This is a genomic window from Pseudomonas palleroniana, from assembly GCF_022836895.1.
GTDB lineage: Bacteria > Pseudomonadota > Gammaproteobacteria > Pseudomonadales > Pseudomonadaceae > Aquipseudomonas > Aquipseudomonas palleroniana.
Window position 1 is genome coordinate 5,866,436 of record NZ_CP092411.1, and the last position, 16,582, is coordinate 5,883,017.

The following is a 16,582-nucleotide window of genomic DNA, read 5'->3' on the forward strand; positions in this document are numbered from 1 at the left end:
TTGAAGATGCCCGCCCACGTCCAGACCAACGCACCACAGTTCTCTGCCGCGAATATCATGCAGGCATCGTCGCCGATCAGGCTTAAAGCTAACTTCTAGAAACGCATCAAGCTGAAACGTATCAGCCTGTGTAAAAAGTCAAATTATGCACAAATGCAAATTTACGCTTGACCCCAAAAACCGGTTTGCCTAAGATGAAATCACTGTATGCGCATACAGTATTTTTTATAACTTCCTTCACGGACGAGGTATTACCCATGAAAAGCAACACCGAAAAATTCGGCAAGATCCCCCATCAACCCAGCCTCTGGACTCGGGCCGATGCGCTGAAAGTCCACGCGGACGATCCCACTACGACCCAGCCACTGGTCAGTGCGGATTTCCCGGTATTGAGCAATGAGGTGTTCATCTGGGACACCATGCCGCTGCGCGACCTGGACGGAAACGTGACCTCCGTCGATGGCTGGTCGGTGATCTTCACCCTGACCGCGGATCGCCATCCTAACGACCCGGAGTACATCGACGAGAACGGTAACTACGACATCACCCGCGACTGGAACGACCGCCATGGCCGGGCAAAGATGTACTACTGGTTTTCCCGTACCGGCAAGGATTGGAAACTCGGTGGCCGGGTGATGGCCGAAGGGGTCTCGCCGACCGCTCGCGAATGGGCCGGCACGCCAATCCTGTTGAACGAAAAGGGGGACATTGACCTGTACTACACCGCCGTCACGCCAGGCGCGACCATCGTCAAGGTGCGTGGTCGAGTGGTGACGACCGAGCATGGTGTCAGCATGGTCGGCTTTGAAAAGGTCAAGCCGCTGTTCGAAGCCGACGGCCACATGTATCAAACCGAAGCGCAGAACGCCTTCTGGGGCTTTCGCGATCCTTGGCCGTTCCGTGACCCCAACGACGGCAAGCTGTACATGCTGTTTGAAGGCAACGTGGCCGGCGAGCGCGGTTCACACAAGGTCGGGAAAGCCGAAATCGGCGATGTGCCGCCGGGTTATGAAGACGTCGGCAACTCGCGCTTCCAGACCGCCTGCGTCGGTATCGCCGTGGCCCGTGACGAAGACGGAGACGACTGGGAAATGCTGCCGCCGCTGCTGACCGCGGTCGGCGTCAACGACCAGACCGAACGCCCACACTTCGTGTTCCAGGACGGCAAGTACTACCTGTTCACCATCAGCCACACCTTTACCTATGCCGACGGCGTGACCGGGCCGGACGGGGTGTACGGTTTCGTCGCCGATTCGCTGTTCGGCCCTTACGTGCCGTTGAACGGTTCCGGCCTGGTGCTGGGCAACCCGTCCTCCCAGCCGTTCCAGACCTACTCGCACTGTGTGATGCCCAACGGCCTGGTGACCTCGTTTATCGACAGCGTGCCGACCGACGAAACCGGCAAACAGATTCGTATCGGCGGTACCGAAGCACCGACGGTGGGGATCAAGATCAAAGGACAGCAGACGTTCGTGGTGGCCGAGTATGACTACGGTTACATTCCGCCTATGCTCGATGTAGCACTCCAATAATAGCGAAACAGGGTGTTTGGGCAGCGGGCTCGAATTCGATAAAGAGCCCGTTGTGGATAGGATCGAGTATCCCGCCCGGCTCACTGCAACACCGACCCGTTATGGGCTGCAAGGATGCAGCCCGTAACGGGTCTCTTCCTCTTTGTGAGCTACTTCATCACACTCTTGCCTGTCTGACATACCCTTGAGCGCAGCCGGAACGCCCTTCATGAGCCTCGACGTATTCGCCATCATTCTGCTGGGCGCCGCACTTCACGCCACCTGGAATGCCGTAGTCAAAGGGGGGGCCGACAAGCTCCTGACCACCTGCATGATCGCCTCAGTCGCTTCGCTGATCGCGTTGACGACTGTCCCGTTCCTGGAGCCCCCGGCCCGAGGCAGTTGGCCGTTCATAGGGGCATCAGTGGTTTTCCAGGTGCTGTATTTCGCCCTCATCGCCTCGACCTACCGCGTGGCCGACATGAGCCAGACCTATCCGATCATGCGCGGTACCGCGCCACTGTTGGTAGCGACGGTGAGCGTGCTGCTGTTGTCCGAGGCATTGTCGGCATTCGCCTGGCTCGGCATCGCAATCATCTCCCTCGGCATCCTGAGCATGGCCGCCGTCCCTTCGGCAGGTTCGCGAAAAGGCGTGGTTCTGGCCTTGATCAACGCCGGCGTGATCGCGGGCTACACCCTGATCGATGGCGTGGGCGTGCGTAAATCCGGCGCGCCGGCGGCGTACACCCTGTGGATATTCCTGCTGACCGGCATCCCGCTTTGCGCATGGGCCCTGGCCACGCGGCGCGGCGTCTTCATTGAATACGTCAGGCGCCACTGGCACCTTGGCGTGGTGGGCGGCTTCGGCACACTGGCGTCCTATGGCCTGGCCCTGTGGGCGATGACTGCGGCACCGATCGCCACGGTTTCTGCGCTACGGGAAACCTCCATCCTGTTTGGCGTGATGATCTGCGCATGGGTACTCAAAGAGCATCTGACGCGGGCTCGCCTCCTCGCCGCCTGCATCATTGCAGGCGGGGCGATGGTATTGCGCCTGGGTTGAACAGCGTTTGCGCTCAAAAAAACTTCATATCTGTATTTTGACGCTCTGGGGACCCACTGTTAGTGTCCGGCCTCCCCTACACGGAGTGCTCCTGATGAAATTGGATATCTACCAGGTCGATGCTTTCAGCCAACATCCCTTTGGCGGTAACGCGGCGGCGGTCTGCCCGCTGACCGAATGGCTGACCAATGAGCAACTGCACAACATCGCCGCCGAGAACAACCTCTCGGAAACCGCGTTCTTCGTGCCCCGTGATGGATTTTACGAGTTGCGCTGGCTGACCCCGGAAGTCGAGGTAGACCTGTGCGGCCACGCCACGCTCGCGGCGGCATGGGTCTTGATTCACCAGTTGCCGGATGCACCGGATGTGTTGCGCTTCGCCACCCGCAGCGGTGAGTTGCGCGTAACGCGCAATGGCGACGAACTGGCGATGGATTTCCCGGCCAAGCAGCCCGAGCGTTGTGAGCCACCCGCCGGCCTGTTGAACGCCTTGGGGGTTGAGCACGCCGAGGTGTATGCCACCGATGACTACATCGTGCTGCTGGACGATGAAGCCCAGGTCGCCGCCCTGAAGCCGGACTTTGCCCGCCTCAAGGGCCTGCCTAAACGCGGAATTGCGGTGACGGCCAAAAGCACGCGCTTTGATTTCATTTCTCGCTGGTTCGGCCCGAATGTCGGTATCAATGAAGACCCTGTCACCGGCTCTGCGCACACCTCGCTGACGCCATTCTGGGCCGAGCGCCTGGGCAAGTCGCAATTGACCGCCGAACAGGGAGGCAACCGTCGTGGACAACTGCGTTGCGAACTCAAGGGCGACCGCGTGATTATCGCCGGGCACGCAGTGCTCTACCTCAAGGGCACGATTTACCTGTAAAAAGGAGCCACCCAAGGACAACAGATCATTCTCACAATGAACGGAGTTCAGCGCGTGCTTTCGATTTCCCGCCGTCAACTGTCAATGGTTGCCGCAGCCTTCGCCCTGGCCGGCTGTCACACCCCCGTCACTGAACAACCTCCAGCACCGGAGCTGGGTTCGGGCTACCGCAGCGATCTTGTGACGCAACACGCCGAGCGCCATATGGCCGCCGCCGCCAACCCGTTGGCGGCCGAAGCCGGGCGTGAGATGTTGCGCCAAGGAGGCTCGGCCATTGATGCGGCGATCGCCATGCAGGCGGTGCTGACCCTGGTGGAACCGCAGTCGTCCGGCATCGGCGGCGGTGCGTTCATCATGCTCTGGGATGGGCAAACCGTACACGCGTACGACGGTCGCGAAACGGCGCCGGCCGGTGCGACCGAGCGCTTGTTCTTGAAGGCCGACGGCACTCCCATGGCGTTTCCCGAGGCGCAGATCGGCGGGCGTTCGGTCGGCACGCCGGGCGTCTTGCGTGCTCTGGAAATGGCACACAAGCAAACCGGCCACCTGCAATGGGCCAAGCTGTTCGAGCCCGCCATTCGTTTGTCGGAGCAGGGCTTCGCGATATCCCCCCGCTTGCACGCGCTGATTGCCGCCGACCGCTACATCGCGCAGTCGCCTGACATGGCGGCCTACTTTCTGAACGCCGATGGCACGCCTAAAGCCACCGGCACGCTGTTGAAAAACCCGGCACTGGCGAGTGTATTCAAGCGCATTGCCAAGGAAGGACCCGACGCGCTGTACCACGGCCCGATCGCCGACGAGATCGCACGCAAGGTCCAGGGCAATCGCAATGCGGGCAGCCTGTCGCAGGCCGACCTCAAGGGCTATGTCGCCAAGGAGCGCACACCGCTTTGCACCGACTACAGACAGTACCGCGTGTGCGGCATGCCGCCCCCCTCCTCGGGCGGGATTGCCGTTGCGCAAATCCTCGGCACGTTGCAGGCCGTGGAGGCTCGCGACCCGCGCCTGACCATCGCGCCGATGGCACCCGTGAAAAGTGCCTCGCCCGCCGGTCTTGAGCCCAGCCCCGAAGCCGTGCACCTGATCGCCGAGGCCGGTCGCCTGGCCTTCGCCGACCGCGCACTGTATGTGGCCGATTCAGACTTCACCCCCGTCCCCGTCGCGGGCCTCGTCGCACCGGACTACCTGGCCCAACGCGCCACGCTGATCGGCGAGCGCAGCATGGGCATCGCCAAACCGGGCCGACCTGCGGGCATCCAGGTGGCGTACGCGCCGGACCGTTCGCCGCTGCGTATCTCCACCTCACAAGTGGTGGCCGTGGACGACCAGGGCGGCGCCGTATCGATGACCACCACGGTGGAAGCGGCGTTCGGCTCGCACGTGATGGTCCAAGGCTTTCTGCTGAACAACCAGCTGACCGATTTTTCGTTCATCCCCGAAGAAAACGGCCAGCCGGTGGCCAACCGCGTCGAGCCGCGAAAACGCCCACGTTCGGCCATGGCACCGACCCTGGTGTTCGACCGCAAGAGCGGTGAATTGCTGGCCACAGTAGGCTCGCCGGGCGGCTCACAGATCATCGAGTATGTGAGCAAATCCTTGGTGGCTATGCTCGACTGGAACCTCGACCCGCAAGCCGCCATCAGCCTGCCGAACTTCGGCAGCCGCAACGGCGCGACCGAACTGGAGGCCGGCCTGTTCAGCCCAGGGTTGAAACAGGCGTTGCAGGACAAAGGCCATACGTTGAGCGAGATTGAGATGACCAGCGGCATCCAGGCCATCGTGCGCACGCGGGATGCCCAGGGCAAGGTGTCGCTGAGCGGCGGCGCGGACCCTCGGCGTGAAGGCGAAGCGGTCGGCGACTAATTTTTTCAGCGGAGACATCCTGTGCAGCAGGCAGACAATCTCGGCGCCGTCCCCGGCGTCGACCATGGCTTTTGCTCGATCAATGATCCGCTACGGCCAGAAACCGTGTTCATCTGCAAGCAGGTGCACAGCGCCTCGGTGATTGAATGGCAGGCCGATCAGGTGGCCAACACCCTTGAGGCGGACGGCGTGTTCACCCGCGAGCATCAGACGATTGCGGTGATTACAGCCGACTGCCTGCCGGTGCTTATCGCCTCGGAAAACGGCGCAATGGTTGCCGCCGTGCATGGCGGTTGGAAGGGACTGCAAGGCGGGATCATCGCCAACGCGGTGCAACGCTTTGCCGACCAAGGCATTCCCGTGGACCAATTGCGAGTGGCCATCGGACCGTCGATCAAGCCGTGCTGTTATGAAGTGAGCGAGGGGTTTATCGGGCAGTTCCAGATCGATCAAGGCCATTTGTGGCGTGATGGTCTGGCGCCATGGAGCTTTGCGCAACCGACCCCATTGCTGCCACCCCGGATTACACCGCCGTATGCCAGGCAAGCGGGAAGTGCCTGGTTCGATTTGAGCGGGTATGGGGTGATGCTTCTGCAAGCGGCGGGACTCAAGCGTGAGCAGATCGAGGTCAGTAAGGTGTGCACTTATTGCACATCACCCACCTTCGCCAGCTACCGCCGAAGAACTCATCACCCGCAGGAACCGAAGACGTTGATCTATTCGTGGATTGCTCGCCGAGACCGGTGAGAGAGAACCTACAAAGGATACCGAGAATATTCCAGCGCATATCCTGCACAAAATCGCAAAGGACATGAACCATGCCACTCACTGAGAAGCAACTGAAGGAACGTGACGCCAAACGTAATATTGGCGAAGAGTTACTGGCCGCCATACAGGATGTTAAAGCGGGACATTACGGCGCTGTGCATCAGGTTGAGATCACTCAAGCCGCAGAAGCCAGGAGTAAAACCGGATTGTCACAACCCAAGTTTGCCGAGCTTTTAGGGGTTTCGGTAAGAACACTTCAAGAGTGGGAACAAGGGCGTCGCTCTCCTTCCGGGGCCGCACGCTCACTGCTGCACATAGCAGCCATACGGCCAGACGTTTTCCGGGAAGTACTCAGTAACGCCTGATGACGCTACTGAGCTGTCGGTCGATGACTACCGACTGATCTTGAGCCCCTTGCGCCCGGCATGGCGCTCCAATGCCAGCTCGATCAAGCGGCTCACCAGCTCGCTGTAGCTCATCCCCGCCGCCTGCCACAGCTTGGGGTACATGCTGATGCGGGTGAAGCCGGGCAGTGAGTTGATTTCGTTGATCAGCACTTCGCCGTCGTCGGTGAGGAACACATCGACCCGGGCCAGCCCGGAGCAGCCCAGCACCCCGAATGCCTCGATGGCCAACTGGCGGATACGCTCACTGGCGTCATGGCTGATAGCGGCCGGCACCACCACTTGGGCGGCCTGCTCGTCGATGTATTTGCTGTCGTAGGAATAGAAGCCGTTGCTCACCACGATCTCGCCACAACCACTGGCGATGGGGTTGTCGTTGCCCAATACGGCGCATTCGATTTCGCGGCCTTGAACGGCGGATTCCACCAGCACTTTTTCATCAAAACCCAAAGCCAGCTCGACGGCTGCGTGGTACTCGGCTTCACTGGCAACCTTGCTCACACCCACCGAAGACCCCTGGTTCGCGGGTTTGACGAACATCGGCAAGCCCAGTTTGTTGACGGCCGTTTCAAAGGATGTGCGCGCCGCATTGCCACGGGTCAGGGTGATGAACGGGGTAACGCCAATACCGGCATCGCGTAGCAGGCGCTTGCTGATGTCCTTGTCCATGCACACCGCCGAGCCGAGCACATCGGAGCCAACGAAAGGCATATCGGCCATGCGCAGCAAACCTTGCAGGCAGCCATCTTCACCCAGGGTGCCGTGGACGATGGGGAAGATTACGTCGATGTGTTCCAGCATACCCTGCCCGGAGGTTTCCACGACTTGCCGGCTGGACTTGCCTGGCACCACTGCCAGTTCGCGATTGGACTGGTTGAGGGCGATCAATGCCGGGTTTTCCTGGTTGATCAGGAAGTTCGACGTGTCGTTGAGGTGCCAGTGGCCGGCCTTGTCGATGCCGATCAGGACGGGCTCGAAGCGCGTACGGTCCAAGGCGTCGACGATATTGCGCGCCGATTGCAGAGAGACTTCGTGCTCGGCCGAACGGCCACCAAAAATAATACCCACCCGCACCTTGCTCATGACCCAGCCTCACAGTTGAAAGTAAGGCTTCTTAACACGGGCGGTTAGCGATTCGCCACCAGATGTGCACCGAACAGTACGTAGCAACCACCGGCAAAACGGTCGAGCCACTTGCGCGAACGACTGTAGAGGTTGGCCATGCGCTCACTGGAAAACACCAGTGCAACGGCGCAATACCAACTGAACGACAAGCTGGCCATGACGATCACAGCCAGCGTCAGCAGCAACGGCGAGGGCGAAGGAGGCATGGTCGAGGCGAAGATCGTCGCGACAAACAAGGCGGACTTCGGGTTGGACAAATTACCGAGCAAACCCAGCCGCCAAGCCGACAACAGCGAGCGTCGCTGCCCATCCGCCAGCGGGTTCCGGCCCGCGACCGGTACCGAACGTTTGAACAGCCTGAGCCCCAGGTAAATCAGGTAGCAGCCACCGATAATCTTGAACGCCAGGTACAACATGGGCGCCGCCGTAAACAACGACTTGATGCCCAGGCCACCGGCCACTCCCCACAGCACCGTACCCGAGGCGACACCTGCCGAGGCCGCCACACCATGGCGGCGCGAGGCATTGGCGGCTAACTGGGCGATGTTGAAAAAATTCGGCCCCGGGGTGACGACGGCAACTATCCAGAGCAACGCTAACGAGAGCAATGGCGCGGTATAGACCCAGTGTGAAAGCTCCATAAACTGACCCCTGCTCGAAAAAATCGCCAATCCGTGTGAAAGCAGCATAAGCCGATCCCTGTTCGAAAAATAGTTAGCCGCTACCGCTCGACCGGAGGTTCCGGCATATGCACCAACAGATCACCGGGCTGGCACTGCAGATAGGCGCAGATGGCATCCAGCGTTCCCAGCCGTATACCCTTGACCTTGCCTTGTTTGAGCAACGACAGGTTCTGTTCGGTAATCCCGATGGCGGCCGCCAGGTCCTTGGATTTGACCTTGCGCCGGGCAAGCATGACGTCCAGCTCAATCACAATGGGCATTTCAATCTCAGACAAAGGTGCGGTTTTCGGAATCGACTTCACTGGCCTGCCACAGAATACGCGCAATCACTGCGATACAACCGGCCAGAAACAGTGCCACAACGCTGGGCGCCGTCACGCTCAGGGTGATCAATCGCTCGCCGACCGGCAAGGTCATTGTTATCCAGGCGCTCAGCAATGGTTCGCATAGGAAGTCCAGCAAGACCCAGATCGCGACGGCTTTCCCAACCTTGCCCAAGTGCGAAGCGGCCGTGCTGGAAAAGTACTCACCCCGCGAATAGCGCTGGAACAGCTTGCGCAGATGATTCAAGCCACTCGCCAAGGCCATCAGCGGAATACTCGACAGCACAATGGCGCCCAGGGTTTGCCATAGCGGGAACAGGGCTACCTGGTCCATGCGCCCCTGGATCAGGCGATCGCTCAGCGCAAAACTGAAGCCTCGCCCACCAGTAGAGGAGCTCAAGGTTGGAAACAACCACACAGCCGCGTTCAGGACCAGCATGCCGACAATCAGCAACAATGTGATCACTGACATTCGTTGGCTAAGCAGGGCAAGACGTTGAGTGTTCATAAACAACCTCGTTGAATTAATGTCGAGGCAAAATAGCGAATTTATTATCGTAAAACAATAATAATTTACCGATAAACGATTAAAATCGCTCATCCTCCCCAAAAAAACCTGCACAATCGTTCAAGACCACGCCCCACAACCTGCACAGACTGGGTTAACGTGTTTCCACCTCTATTTGTGACAAGTCACCATGGGCCAACCCACCTCCACCCTCGACTGGCTGCACCGCGCCCCGCACGCCAGCGGCCTGGACCGTATCGAGGCGTACTTTGCGGGCTTTGCATTCGATCCCCATCGCCATGACACCTATGCGATCGGGCGCACTTTGTTTGGCGTACAGAGCTATCACTACCGGGGCTGCATGACCCACAGCCTGCCCGGCACGACCATGGTGATTCACCCGGATGAAACCCATGACGGCCGCGCCAGCAGCGTGGAAGGCTTCAAGTACCGCATGATTTATGTGGAACCGGCGTTGATCCAGCAGATTCTCGGAGGCCGGCCTTTACCGTTTATCCACAAGGGCCTGTCGACAGACCCACGGTTATTTCGCGCCAGCGAAGTGTTGCTGCAAAGCCTCGATTGCCCGATCGACCCGATGCAGGAGCAGGACGCACTGTACGACCTGGCCCAGGCACTGAACGCCGCCTCGGGGGTGATTGTCAGCCGCAAGTCGTTCGATTACGTCGCCGCCGAGCGCGCTCGGGAATTTATCCACAGCGCGCTGGGCCGCAGCATTACCCTGGATGAAATGGCCGACCACTGCGGGCGTGATCGCTGGGCCTTGTCGCGGGATTTTCGCTTGTTGTTCGGCACCAGCCCTTATCGCTACCTGACCATGCGGCGGCTGGACCTGGTACGCAGCCTGCTGGCCCAGGGGCAATCGTTGGTAGACGCGGCACTGACCGCCGGCTTCACCGACCAGAGCCATATGACCCGGCAATTTCGCAGCACCTACGGCATGCCGCCGTCGCGCTGGGTGAAGATGCTCGGGCGCTGAAAAAACTGGCTCGCTTTATGTGTAGGAGCGAGCTTGCTCGCGAAAAACTCACAGGCACCGCGCTCATCCAGGCAGCACGCGTTATCGTTGACGTTTTTCGCGAGCAAGTTCGCTCCTACAGAGGGTGGGTTCAGGGCACCAGTTGACGCCCGACAACCGGTGCGCCGATGCTCAGGAAATTCCCGCCGGCAATGTGGTGCAAGGTGCGTAGCTCATCATGCCCTTCAAAATGCCAATGCCCCTCGCTGAACACCCGCACATCGGCGTAGGCGGCAACCACTTCGCCCAGAAACAGGTCGTAGGTCTGCTGGTTGTGGGGTTCGGGTAACAAGCGGCATTCCAACCAGGCCACGCAGCCTTCCAGCAGCGGCGCTTCGGTGTGCTCCCCGCTAAAGGTTTGCAGGCCGTAGGCGGCAAACTTGTCGGTTTCAGCGCCGGTCGTATTACCGACCGTCTGCACCAGGTCAGCCTGGGCCACACAGGGCACCTGGAGCACGAAGGTGCCGGCGCTTTCGAGCAATTGGCGGGTCCAGGTGGATTTGTCCAGGACCACCGCGACTTTCGGCGGTTCGAAATCCAAGGGCATGGCCCAGGCTGCAGCCATGATATTGCGCTTGCCCTCAAAGGCTGCGCTCACCAGTACGGTCGGCCCGTGGTTAAGCAAACGATAAGCTTTGGACAGAGGAACGGGGCGACGATGGGTAGGACTCATGGAAGGTCGGCTCTTCATGCAAGAAAGAACCTACGATACCTGAGCCCTATGCTCAGCTCGACAGCTGATTGGCGAACTGCCCGACCGCGCTGACCACTTTCTGCGCGCCGTCCTGGATTTCCACAATCACCGTACCCGCCTCGGACGCCAGCGCCAGCCCCTGTTCGGCTTGCACGCGGCCATCGGTCATCAGGGCGACCGCATCGCGGGCCATATCCTGGTTCTGACGCACCACACCGACAATCTCCTCAGTGGCTTTGCTGGTACGTGATGCCAACTGACGAACTTCATCCGCCACCACCGCAAAACCACGGCCTTGCTCACCGGCACGGGCCGCCTCGATGGCCGCATTGAGCGCCAGCAGGTTGGTCTGCTCGGCAATACCGCTGATGGTCTTAACGATGCTGCCGATCACCTGGGACTGCTCGTTCAGCGCTTCAATGCCTTCGCCGGCCTGCTGCATGTGCTTGGCCAGGTCACGCATCACCCCCACCGCCTGCGTCACGACAGTGGTGCCGCGCTGAGCGCTGCTGTCGGTTTGCTGCGAGGTGCTGTAGGCAATGTTGGCGGCCTCGGCCACGGCCTGCTCCCGGTTGACCTGGTCGGTGATCACCGTGGCGAACTTGACCACTTTGTACACTCGATCATTGGCATCCAGCACCGGGTTGTAGGTCGCTTCCAGCCACACCAGACGACCCTGGCTGTCGACACGCTTGAAGCGCGCCGCGATAAATTCTCCGGCCTTCAAGCGCGTCCAGAAATGCTGGTATTCGGCGCTGTTGTATTCCTCCGGCTCGCAGAATATGCGGTGATGCTTGCCCTGAATCTGCGCCAGGCTGTAGCCCATGCCATTGAGGAAGCGGTCGTTGGCGGTCAGCACATGGCCGTCGAGGTCAAACTCGATGACCGCGGTGGAGCGCACCAGCGCCGTGATCAGGTTTTCATGCTCACGCGAGGCCTCGATGGTACGGGTCAGGTCGCTGGAGACGATCGAGAAATATTTGATGCGCCCGTCCGAACTGCGCACCGGCTGCACGATCGAGCGCAGCCATGCTTCCTTGCCATTGCCGCGCATCAGGCGCACGGTGCCGGCATAGTGTTCACCGCGTACCAGTGCGTTCTTGAAACGCTGCTGGAATTCGTTGTCGCGTACATGTGCCGGAAACAACTCGTCAATCAAGCGCCCCGACAGTTGCGTACCTTGATAAGCCATCTCCTGAAGAAAGAGGGCGTTGACCGATGCGATGCGCCCTTGCGGGTCCAGGGTGATCGCGATCATTTCGCTTTCCAGGCTCTCTTTAACCTGTTGCAAGCTGGACAACTCTTCGCGAAGAGCCGACAGCTCCTGCTTCAAACGGGTCGTGAACATGGGGCACCAATGATCAAATGATGACAGGGTATTTTCTGCATCGGCGCGGCCGGCGTTTTCTGAAGAGGGTTTCACCTCAGATCCAACTATATTCCTGGCCGGTCAGCCGCCATTGTTCCGGCACACCCCCATCACTTGATACTCCAGGGTATTGAGCTTGCCCGTGGAGTCCTCATAGGTCATGCGTGACGGCACCGGGTTGCACGAGCGGATGGGCGGCGTCACGTTGACCACGTTGGCGATGTCCAGCTTCATGCCGTAGCGATACGCCTGTACCTCGGGTGCCGGCTTGCCGACCCTGGCCGCGTAATCGGCCATAGCCTTTTCATTGCGCTCCATCATCAGAGCGAACGTACGATCCCCGCCGCCTTCGGCCAATGCGCCAAAAGACAGGATAGCCGTTAATACACCCAGGCCAATTTTATAAAAGTTCATTACCGGTTCCTCGTCTGAAAGTTCAGTGCCGAGATTAACCAGCCAACCCTGACGCCATGTTCACGACAACATTACTTATTTGTTAGGTGGCCATGACTTTCCAGAATTGTAATGTTGGAGCCACTTTCCCGTTATCTGAGGTTTGCAACTATCAGCCTGGGCCAGATCAATAAGAACGCCCGCCCCCATAAGAAGCCGATAACTGCCAAGCCCCAGGAGCGAACCATGAATATCCGCCACTACACCCTTCCCTTTTCGTTGATCGCCGCATTGCCCCTGACCGCCGTGGCTGCTGAGGACAAGCCCGAAGGGTTTATCGAAGGCAGCAGTGTCAACGTGCTAGCGCGCAATTTTTACTTCAACCGAGATGATCGCAAGGGCCAATCCAGCCCCACCGGCAACGGTTATTCCGCGGCCTGGGCGCAGGGGTTGATCGGCAAATTCGAATCCGGTTTTACCCAAGGCACGGTGGGGTTCGGCCTGGATGCGTTCGCCATGTACGGCCTGCAACTCGACTCGGGCAGCGGCCGCAGCGGCGGCAAGGGCTCGTTCGGCGTGCTGCCGGTGGATAGCGACAACCACCCTGAAAACAACTACAGCAAAGTTGGCGGCGCGGTGAAATTGCGCGTACTCGACACCGTGATCAAGGCCGGTGATGTGTTCCCGCTCACCCCCGTGGTGGCGTACGGCGACTCGCGTTTACTGCCGCAAAGCTTTCGTGGCGTGACCGCGCAAAACACCTCCATCGAGGGTTTGAGCCTGCAAGGCGGGCGCTTGAGCGGCATGAGCCAACCCAACGAAAGCGGCATGAACAACGGTTTCGCGACCTTCTATGCAGGCAAGGTGGACTCGCCCTGGATCGGCTACTTCGGCGGTGATTACCAGCTCAACAAACACTTGAGTGTGAGCCTGTACAGCAGCCGCTTGAAGGACGCCTGGGATCAATATTATTTCGGCAGCGCCGCCAGTTACCCGATGAACGATGACGTCTCATTGTTCGGCGACTTCAACTATTACAAAGCGGTGGACGAAGGCAAAAAACGCCTGGGTGAGTTCGATAACAACATCTGGAGTGCCAGGCTCGGGGTCAAGATCGGCGCCCACAGCGTAGCCGTCTCGCATCAGCGCAACAACGGCGATGACGACTTTGATTATCTGCGCCAATCAGACTCGATCTTCCTCAATAACTCGATCCAGTACAGCGACTTCAACGCGCCCAAGGAACGCTCCTGGATGCTGCGCTATGACCTGGACATGCAGCCGTTCGGTATCCCCGGCCTGTCGTTCATGACCCGCTACGGTAAAGGCACGGGTGCCGACTACAGCAACGCCAACGCCGTCTACATGCGCCGCGATGCAGCGGGTAACCCGCTGACCGACCAGCGTCGCTGGGAGCGGGATATCGAGGCCAAATATGTGGTGCAAAGTGGCACCTTGAAAGACCTGTCATTGCGCCTGCGCCAGGCCAGCGTGCGCTCCAGTGCATTTGAGTCGGACCTGGAGGAAGTTCGCTTGATTGCCGAATATCCACTGGTAGCGCTGTAAGTGATTACATTCGTTCGCCGTTGACCAACATCTGTTCACAAATTCCCAGTTATCAAAACTGTAATATTGGCCTCACCTTCTCGTTAAGTTGATCTTCCTATACTGGCCTCAACTTATTCACCGAGCACATTCATCTCTGAAGCTTTTGTGTAGCTCCTTTGGAAAGAGATGGATTTTTAACGCCCCGCCTGGGGCGTTTTTTTTGAGCCCGGCTTTGTGCGGCCGATGGTCGCAGTTGACCCTGAAGCTACTTCACGGTTCAGACTTTTCCTACTCCCCCAACGCACAGCCCATAAGGAAATGGCCTTCTTTTCTCTTCGTGATAGGTAACCCCCCATGCGTATCCTTGTGGTTGAGGACGAACAAAAAACCGCCGACTACCTGCAGCAAGGCTTGAACGAAAGCGGCTATGTGGTGGACTGCGCCAGCAATGGCATTGACGGCCTGCACCTGGCCGGGCAACACGCGTATGAACTGGTGATTCTCGACGTCAACCTGCCCGGCAAAGATGGCTGGGAAGTGTTGGAGCAATTACGCCGCAACGGCACCCAGCGCGTGATGATGCTGACCGCCCGTGGCCGACTGGCGGACAAGATCAAGGGCCTGGACATGGGCGCCGATGATTACCTGGTCAAGCCCTTCGAATTTCCCGAGTTACTGGCGCGGGTGCGCACGCTGCTGCGGCGCAGCGAACATATTCAACAGCCTGAAGTGTTTCGCGTGTCGGACCTTGAGTTGGACCCTCGCCGCCATCGTGCCTATCGCGGCAACCGGCGCATTGACCTGACCACCAAGGAGTTTGCCCTGCTGCAGGTGCTGATGCGCCAGACCGGCGAAGTACTGACCCGCACGCAGATCATTTCCCTAGTGTGGGACATGAACTTCGACTGCGATACCAACGTGGTGGAAGTCTCCATCAGCCGCCTGCGTGCCAAGGTCGATGACCAGAGCGAGGTCAAGCTGATCCACACCATCCGCGGTGTGGGCTACGTGTTGGAGGCGCGCCCATGAAAACCGGCAGTCTGTCGATGCGCCTGGGCCTGACCGTCAGCCTGATGGGCGCGGGCCTGGTCGTGCTGCTGGCGACCCTGGCCTACCTGGCCCTGACCCATGAGCTGGAAAAACTGGCGCGCAAGGGCCTGGAAAGCAAGATGGAACAGATCCAGCACAGCCTCGCCCTGGGCCTCGATACCCATGCCATTCGTGCCCGGCCACATTCGCTGATGGACCTGGTAATGGGCCACGACAACTTCTACCTGACTATCGTCGGCACCGCGCCCAACAACAGCGTACTGCTGAGCGTCGGTGCCAAGCCGCAAGAACCGCTGCTGACCGACTTCAAGCCTCGGGAAACCCTCGGCTACCTGAACTGGACGGACAGCTATGGCAACCAGGTACTCAGCGCCTCCAGCCTGATGCGCCTGGCCAGCGGCGAACGCGTACGGGTGCTGCTGTCGCTGGACCGCATGGACGACCAGGCACTGCTCAGCGCCTACCTGCGTGCCACCATCATCGCGCTGCCCATGTTGCTGATCCTGATCGGCATGGGTGCCTGGTGGCTGGTGCAGCGCGGGCTAGCGCCATTGAAGCAGTTCAGTCATGTGGCCGCCAAAGTCACCACCCAGGACCTCACCCATCGGTTGTCCATCGATAACTTGCCCAAGGAACTGGGCGAACTGGCTCAAGGCTTCAATGTGATGCTCAATCGCCTGGACGCTGGGGTGCAGCAGCTCTCGCAATTCTCCGATGACCTCGCCCACGAACTGCGTGCGCCCCTGACCAACTTGATGGGCAAGGCCCAACTGACCCTGTCACGCCAACGACCGCCGGAGGAATACAAGGCCGTGCTGGAATCCAGCACCGAAGAACTGGAACGCCTGGGACGCATCGTCAACGACATGCTGTTTCTGGCCCAGGTCAGCCACCCGGCGGCACGCGCCTCATTCACGGCGGTCCCACTGGCGGCTGAAGCCCATCGGGTCATGGAGTTGTTTGCGCTGAGTGCCGAAGACAAACAATTGACCCTGACCTTGAGCGGCGACGCCCAGGTACTCGGGGACCGCCTGATGATCCAGCGTGCGCTGTCCAATCTGCTGTCCAATGCCATCCGCCACAGCCCGGCGGGCTCGCATATTTCGTTGCTGGTGGAAACCTATGGCAACCAGGTGTCGGTATCGGTGAGCAACCCCGGCCCAGGCATCGAAGCCCAGCACCTGCCGCACCTGTTCGAACGTTTCTACCGCGTCGACAGCAGCCGCGCCCGCAACGAGGGCGGCACCGGCCTGGGGCTGGCCATCGTGCGGTCGATCATGACCTTGCACCAGGGGCAGGCCGACGTACGCAGCCTGCCCGGTGGTTTCACGCTGTTTCGCCTGGTCTTCCCATTCACGTGAAGT

Annotated in this window: 17 protein-coding genes; 10 read left to right on the forward strand and 7 right to left on the reverse strand. The window is 59.8% G+C overall.

The window, feature by feature from the left end; all coding sequences use genetic code 11:
- The first annotated feature begins 257 nt into the window (after window positions 1-257).
- From MJP36_RS26465 to MJP36_RS26490, 6 genes are all read left to right on the forward strand, one after another.
- Complete coding sequence (locus tag MJP36_RS26465) at window positions 258-1,532, forward strand: glycoside hydrolase family 68 protein (protein WP_060754790.1); 1,275 nt, start codon at window positions 258-260, stop codon at window positions 1,530-1,532.
- Between the two features lie 208 nt (window positions 1,533-1,740).
- Window positions 1,741-2,574, forward strand: coding sequence for an EamA family transporter (locus MJP36_RS26470; protein ID WP_244384412.1), 834 nt, complete (start codon window positions 1,741-1,743; stop codon window positions 2,572-2,574).
- Window positions 2,575-2,668: 94 nt separating this feature from the next.
- A complete protein-coding gene (locus MJP36_RS26475) occupies window positions 2,669-3,448 on the forward strand; it encodes a PhzF family phenazine biosynthesis protein (RefSeq protein ID WP_244384414.1) in 780 nt (259 codons plus the stop codon).
- A gap of 36 nt (window positions 3,449-3,484) precedes the next feature.
- Complete coding sequence (ggt, locus tag MJP36_RS26480) at window positions 3,485-5,314, forward strand: gamma-glutamyltransferase (RefSeq protein WP_244384416.1); 1,830 nt, start codon at window positions 3,485-3,487, stop codon at window positions 5,312-5,314.
- Between the two features lie 21 nt (window positions 5,315-5,335).
- Entirely contained in the window at window positions 5,336-6,061 is a 726-nt protein-coding gene (gene pgeF / locus MJP36_RS26485) for a peptidoglycan editing factor PgeF (protein ID WP_244384418.1), read from the forward strand.
- 71 nt (window positions 6,062-6,132) lie between these two features.
- Window positions 6,133-6,447: a helix-turn-helix domain-containing protein gene (locus MJP36_RS26490; RefSeq protein ID WP_090366954.1), complete on the forward strand. Its 315-nt coding sequence runs from the start codon at window positions 6,133-6,135 to the stop codon at window positions 6,445-6,447.
- 27 nt (window positions 6,448-6,474) lie between these two features.
- Here the strand turns inward: MJP36_RS26490 and ddlA are convergent, their stop codons facing one another.
- From ddlA to MJP36_RS26510, 4 genes are all read right to left on the reverse strand, one after another.
- A complete protein-coding gene (gene ddlA / locus MJP36_RS26495; protein ID WP_244384420.1) occupies window positions 6,475-7,569 on the reverse strand; it encodes a D-alanine--D-alanine ligase in 1,095 nt (364 codons plus the stop codon).
- 44 nt (window positions 7,570-7,613) lie between these two features.
- The gene (locus MJP36_RS26500; RefSeq protein ID WP_205345172.1) at window positions 7,614-8,252 is read right to left on the reverse strand and encodes a LysE family translocator; all 639 of its coding nucleotides are present in this window, start codon (window positions 8,250-8,252) and stop codon (window positions 7,614-7,616) included.
- A gap of 80 nt (window positions 8,253-8,332) precedes the next feature.
- Complete coding sequence (locus MJP36_RS26505) at window positions 8,333-8,554, reverse strand: helix-turn-helix domain-containing protein (protein WP_161548336.1); 222 nt, start codon at window positions 8,552-8,554, stop codon at window positions 8,333-8,335.
- Between the two features lie 7 nt (window positions 8,555-8,561).
- Window positions 8,562-9,125 (reverse strand): DUF2975 domain-containing protein, encoded by a 564-nt coding sequence (locus MJP36_RS26510; protein WP_090366957.1) that lies wholly within the window; start codon window positions 9,123-9,125, stop codon window positions 8,562-8,564.
- A gap of 190 nt (window positions 9,126-9,315) precedes the next feature.
- On the opposite strand from MJP36_RS26510, the gene MJP36_RS26515 reads away from it, so the two are divergent.
- Window positions 9,316-10,125, forward strand: a complete 810-nt coding sequence (locus tag MJP36_RS26515; RefSeq protein WP_060754780.1) for an AraC family transcriptional regulator — start codon at window positions 9,316-9,318, stop codon at window positions 10,123-10,125.
- Window positions 10,126-10,255: 130 nt separating this feature from the next.
- On the opposite strand, the gene MJP36_RS26520 is transcribed toward MJP36_RS26515, so the two are convergent.
- The 3 genes from MJP36_RS26520 to MJP36_RS26530 all read right to left on the reverse strand — a co-directional run bounded on the left by MJP36_RS26520 (window position 10,256) and on the right by MJP36_RS26530 (window position 12,641).
- Window positions 10,256-10,837 (reverse strand): flavin reductase family protein, encoded by a 582-nt coding sequence (locus tag MJP36_RS26520; RefSeq protein WP_161548337.1) that lies wholly within the window; start codon window positions 10,835-10,837, stop codon window positions 10,256-10,258.
- Window positions 10,838-10,889: 52 nt separating this feature from the next.
- Entirely contained in the window at window positions 10,890-12,206 is a 1,317-nt protein-coding gene (locus MJP36_RS26525; RefSeq protein WP_090366959.1) for a methyl-accepting chemotaxis protein, read from the reverse strand.
- A 102-nt stretch (window positions 12,207-12,308) separates the two neighbouring features.
- Window positions 12,309-12,641 carry a DUF2790 domain-containing protein gene (locus tag MJP36_RS26530; RefSeq protein WP_060754777.1) on the reverse strand — a complete coding sequence of 111 codons (333 nt, stop codon included), beginning with the start codon at window positions 12,639-12,641 and terminating at the stop codon, window positions 12,309-12,311.
- Between the two features lie 225 nt (window positions 12,642-12,866).
- Here MJP36_RS26530 and MJP36_RS26535 point away from each other — a divergent pair, with 225 nt between their 5' ends.
- The 3 genes from MJP36_RS26535 (at window position 12,867) to MJP36_RS26545 (ending at window position 16,579) form a co-directional block, all read left to right on the forward strand.
- A complete protein-coding gene (locus MJP36_RS26535; RefSeq protein ID WP_244384422.1) occupies window positions 12,867-14,186 on the forward strand; it encodes an OprD family porin in 1,320 nt (439 codons plus the stop codon).
- A 336-nt stretch (window positions 14,187-14,522) separates the two neighbouring features.
- Window positions 14,523-15,197, forward strand: a complete 675-nt coding sequence (locus tag MJP36_RS26540) for a heavy metal response regulator transcription factor (protein ID WP_060754775.1) — start codon at window positions 14,523-14,525, stop codon at window positions 15,195-15,197.
- Window positions 15,194-16,579 (forward strand): heavy metal sensor histidine kinase, encoded by a 1,386-nt coding sequence (locus tag MJP36_RS26545; protein ID WP_244384424.1) that lies wholly within the window; start codon window positions 15,194-15,196, stop codon window positions 16,577-16,579. The genes MJP36_RS26540 and MJP36_RS26545 overlap by 4 nt, the downstream gene beginning before the upstream one ends.
- Window positions 16,580-16,582 lie beyond the last annotated feature (3 nt).

Bases quoted from the DNA above. Each gene is read 5' to 3' on its own strand.
- MJP36_RS26465 (WP_060754790.1), top strand. From the start codon at position 258: ATGAAAAGCAACACCGAAAAATTCGGCAAGATCCCCCATCAACCCAGC.
- MJP36_RS26470 (WP_244384412.1), top strand. From the start codon at position 1,741: ATGAGCCTCGACGTATTCGCCATCATTCTGCTGGGCGCCGCACTTCAC.
- MJP36_RS26475 (WP_244384414.1), top strand. From the start codon at position 2,669: ATGAAATTGGATATCTACCAGGTCGATGCTTTCAGCCAACATCCCTTT.
- ggt (WP_244384416.1), top strand. From the start codon at position 3,485: ATGAACGGAGTTCAGCGCGTGCTTTCGATTTCCCGCCGTCAACTGTCA.
- MJP36_RS26490 (WP_090366954.1), top strand. From the start codon at position 6,133: ATGCCACTCACTGAGAAGCAACTGAAGGAACGTGACGCCAAACGTAAT.
- ddlA (WP_244384420.1), bottom strand. From the start codon at position 7,569: ATGAGCAAGGTGCGGGTGGGTATTATTTTTGGTGGCCGTTCGGCCGAG.
- MJP36_RS26500 (WP_205345172.1), bottom strand. From the start codon at position 8,252: ATGGAGCTTTCACACTGGGTCTATACCGCGCCATTGCTCTCGTTAGCG.
- MJP36_RS26505 (WP_161548336.1), bottom strand. From the start codon at position 8,554: ATGCCCATTGTGATTGAGCTGGACGTCATGCTTGCCCGGCGCAAGGTC.
- MJP36_RS26510 (WP_090366957.1), bottom strand. From the start codon at position 9,125: ATGAACACTCAACGTCTTGCCCTGCTTAGCCAACGAATGTCAGTGATC.
- MJP36_RS26515 (WP_060754780.1), top strand. From the start codon at position 9,316: ATGGGCCAACCCACCTCCACCCTCGACTGGCTGCACCGCGCCCCGCAC.
- MJP36_RS26520 (WP_161548337.1), bottom strand. From the start codon at position 10,837: ATGAGTCCTACCCATCGTCGCCCCGTTCCTCTGTCCAAAGCTTATCGT.
- MJP36_RS26525 (WP_090366959.1), bottom strand. From the start codon at position 12,206: ATGTTCACGACCCGTTTGAAGCAGGAGCTGTCGGCTCTTCGCGAAGAG.
- MJP36_RS26530 (WP_060754777.1), bottom strand. From the start codon at position 12,641: ATGAACTTTTATAAAATTGGCCTGGGTGTATTAACGGCTATCCTGTCT.
- MJP36_RS26535 (WP_244384422.1), top strand. From the start codon at position 12,867: ATGAATATCCGCCACTACACCCTTCCCTTTTCGTTGATCGCCGCATTG.
- MJP36_RS26540 (WP_060754775.1), top strand. From the start codon at position 14,523: ATGCGTATCCTTGTGGTTGAGGACGAACAAAAAACCGCCGACTACCTG.
- MJP36_RS26545 (WP_244384424.1), top strand. From the start codon at position 15,194: ATGAAAACCGGCAGTCTGTCGATGCGCCTGGGCCTGACCGTCAGCCTG.